General features: G+C 72.2%; 4 protein-coding genes and 1 pseudogene. 3 read left to right on the forward strand and 2 right to left on the reverse strand.

What is annotated here, in order from left to right:
• From ACOJUF_RS15635 to ACOJUF_RS15645, 3 genes and pseudogenes are all read left to right on the forward strand, one after another.
• Positions 1–459: pseudogene (locus tag ACOJUF_RS15635) on the forward strand (L-asparagine permease); the annotation flags it as partial.
• A gap of 2 nt (positions 460–461) precedes the next feature.
• Complete coding sequence (locus tag ACOJUF_RS15640) at positions 462–827, forward strand: WhiB family transcriptional regulator (protein WP_420122755.1); 366 nt, start codon at positions 462–464, stop codon at positions 825–827.
• Between the two features lie 67 nt (positions 828–894).
• Positions 895–2,286, forward strand: a complete 1,392-nt coding sequence (locus tag ACOJUF_RS15645; RefSeq protein WP_420122756.1) for an L-serine ammonia-lyase — start codon at positions 895–897, stop codon at positions 2,284–2,286.
• Positions 2,287–2,382: 96 nt separating this feature from the next.
• Here ACOJUF_RS15645 and ACOJUF_RS15650 read toward each other — a convergent pair whose 3' ends face one another.
• Together ACOJUF_RS15650 and ACOJUF_RS15655 are read right to left on the reverse strand one after the other, a co-directional pair.
• The gene (locus tag ACOJUF_RS15650) at positions 2,383–2,883 is read right to left on the reverse strand and encodes a WhiB family transcriptional regulator (RefSeq protein WP_420122757.1); all 501 of its coding nucleotides are present in this window, start codon (positions 2,881–2,883) and stop codon (positions 2,383–2,385) included.
• A 139-nt stretch (positions 2,884–3,022) separates the two neighbouring features.
• A partial coding sequence (locus tag ACOJUF_RS15655) for an LUD domain-containing protein (RefSeq protein ID WP_420122758.1) occupies positions 3,023–3,214 on the reverse strand: 192 nt, incomplete at its 5' end.

Raw genomic sequence — 3,214 nt, forward strand, 5'->3', positions numbered from 1 at the left:
CCGTTCGGCGGCATCCTGCTCACCGGCGTGGTCGCCCTGCTGGGCGTCGGGCTCAACGCGATCGTCCCCGAGCAGGCCTTCGAGATCGTGCTCAACGTCTGCTCGTTGTGCCTGATCGCCGCGTGGATGGCCATCGTCGCCTGCCAGTTGCGGCTGTGGCAGTGGGCGCGGCAGGGCAAGCTGCAGCGGCCGTCCTTCAAGATGTTCGGCGCGCCCTACACCGGCCTGCTGACCGCCCTGTTCCTGGTCGGCATCCTGGTGCTGATCGCGCTCGACTACCCGGTCGGCACCGCCACCTGTGGCCTGTTCCTGCTGGTCATCCCGATGCTGATCGGCGGCTGGTTCCTGGTCCGCAAGCGGGTGCTGGCGCTGGCCGCGGAGCGGGCCGAGCACGCCGGGGTCACTGCACCGGCCGGTCCCACCGAGGGTGACGGCCCGACGACGACGGTCGTCGGCTGACCATGACCGGCGTCGCGGCGGGGGAGCGGTCCGGGCTGCCGGCACCGCTCACCGACCACTGGGACTGGCAGGCCGCCGCGGCCTGCCGGGGGATGGACAGCGAGATCTTCTTCCATCCGCCGAACGAGCGCGGCCGGGGTCGCCGGCGGCGGGTCGCCGCCGCGCGGGCGGTCTGCCAGAGTTGCCCGGTGATCCGATCGTGCCAGGCCCATGCGCTGGCCGCCCCCGAGCCGTACGGCATCTGGGGTGGCCTGTCCGAGGAGGACCGGGCCGAGCGGCTCGGGCGGGAGTCGCTGCGGTACCCGGCCCGCCGCGCCGAGCCGGCCCCGGCCGGCCCGGCCACGGCCGGTGCGGCCGCCGGCCCCTGATCGTCCGACCCGCGCCGCCCGCCACCGTCCCTGCCCAGGCCCCGACCGGTCCGAGGAGAATGTCGTCATGATCAGCGTTTTCGATTTGTTCAGCGTGGGGATCGGGCCGTCCAGCTCGCACACGGTCGGCCCGATGCGGGCCGCGCTGATGTTCACCGACGAGCTGTCCTCGACGGGAACCGAGCCGGCCCGGGTGCGGGTCGAGCTGTTCGGGTCGCTGGGCGCCACCGGGCACGGGCACGGCACGGTCAAGGCGGTGATCCTGGGGCTGCTGGGCTACGCCCCGGAGACGGTCGACCCCCGCGCGACCGGGCCGGCGGTGCAGGCCGTCTACGACAGCCGGTCGCTGCGGCTGCCGTCGGGCACGGTGCTCGACTTCGACCCGGACACCGACATCGTGCTGCACCGGCGCAAGCGCCTGGACTTCCACACCAACGGGATGCGGCTGTTCGCCGACGCCGCCGACGGCTCGTCGCAGCTGGTGCGGACGTACTTCTCGGTCGGCGGCGGGTTCGTGCTGGGGGAGGACGAGGCCGGCCGGCCGGCGGTGGTCGCCGACGCGACCCCGGTGCCGTACCCGTTCCGCACCGGAGCCGAGCTGCTGGCCCACACCCGGGCCACCGGCCGGTCGATCAGCTGGGTGATGCTGCAGAACGAGCTGGTGCTGCGCAGCGAGGAGGAGGTTAGAGCCGGGCTGCTGCAGATCTGGGCGGTGATGCGGGAATGCGTGGACAACGGCGTCCGCGAGACCGGCGTGCTGCCCGGCGGGCTCAAGGTCCGCCGCCGCGCGCACACCCTGCACGAGCAGCTGGTGGGGGCCGGTGAGTCGGCCGATCCCTTGCACGCGATGGAATGGATCACCCTGTTCGCCCTCGCCGTCAACGAGGAGAACGCGGCCGGCGGCCGGGTGGTGACGGCGCCGACCAACGGCGCGGCCGGGATCGTGCCGGCGGTGCTGCACTACTGGACCCGGTTCGTCGCCGGCCCGTCCGAGGCGGAGCAGGCCGACGGGGTGGTCCGGTTCCTGCTGGCCGCGGCGGCCATCGGCATCCTGTTCAAGGAGGGCGCGTCGATCTCCGGGGCCGAGGTCGGCTGCCAGGGCGAGGTCGGCTCGGCCTGCTCCATGGCCGCCGGCGGGCTGGCCGAGGTGCTGGGCGGCACGCCCGAGCACGTGGAGAACGCCGCGGAGATCGGCATCGAGCACAACCTGGGCCTGACCTGCGATCCGGTGGGCGGCCTGGTGCAGATCCCATGCATCGAGCGGAACGCGGTCGCCTCGGTCAAGGCGGTGACGGCGGCGCGGATGGCGATCCTGGGCGACGGGCAGCACCACGTCTCGCTGGACAAGGCGATCAAGACGATGCGCGAGACCGGCGCGGACATGAGCGTCAAATACAAGGAGACCGCCCGCGGTGGCCTGGCGCTGCACGTCATCCCGGTCAACATCGTCGAGTGCTGACCGGGCCGCGACGAGCCTGACGCGGGAGCCATCGGCCCCGACCGATGCGACCCGGCCGCCGGACCGTGGGGTGACACTCGGCGGTCGGCGGCGGACTCAGGCCGAACTTGCCGCCGCCGACCGACCCGGAGGTGCCGATGTCGGCACCGGGCTCTGTCGGCGGACCGCGGGGTTCTGTCGGCGGACCGCGGCCGGATAGCGCAGGTTCCCCACCCCCAGGATCTCGGCCCGTTCCTCCTCGGACAGGCCACCCCAGATGCCATAGGGCTCGCGCGCCTGCAGTGCGTGGCGGCGACATTCCTCCAGGACCGGGCAGTCCTGGCAGATCGCTTTCGCCTGATCGATACGACGTTGTTTCTGCGCTCGTCGTTCGCGGGCCGGGTGGAAGAACAACTCCACTTCCATCCCGCGACAGGTCGCCGACAGCTGCCAGTTCCACTCCTCGGTCACCGGCATCGGTGGTTGCGCAGGGCGGTTGATCACGCGGTGCTCGAAGGCGTCACCGGGTGCCTCGATTCGCCGGAGCGTCCCGTTCCGGGTGAGGTGGCCGGTGCGGGGAGGGCCGCGTCGCACCTGGTCATCGCCATGCAGGTCCATCCTGATGTTCTCGGTCGGGTGGTGGTCGTGGGTTTCCGCGCAGCGGGCCGGTGTCAAGCGCGACGAGCCCGGTAGGGGACCACTTTCAGTCTTCCCCGGGTTTCGGGAGCGTCGGGACGTGGTCCTTCGACGGTGGGGCTCAGCGGACGATCAGCACGTGCAGGGTGCGGGGTCCGTGGACGCCTTCGACGCGTTCGAGTTCGATGTCGCTGGTGGCGGAGGGGCCGGCGATCATGGTCAGGGGGCGGGTGGGGTCGAGGCGGTTGATGGCTTCGGGGACGGTGTGCACGATCTGGTCGGCGTGCAGGACGACGAGGTGGACGTCGGGGAC

Source organism: Nakamurella sp., from assembly GCF_048594475.1.
In the GTDB taxonomy this organism is placed as follows: Bacteria; Actinomycetota; Actinomycetes; order Mycobacteriales; family Nakamurellaceae; genus Nakamurella.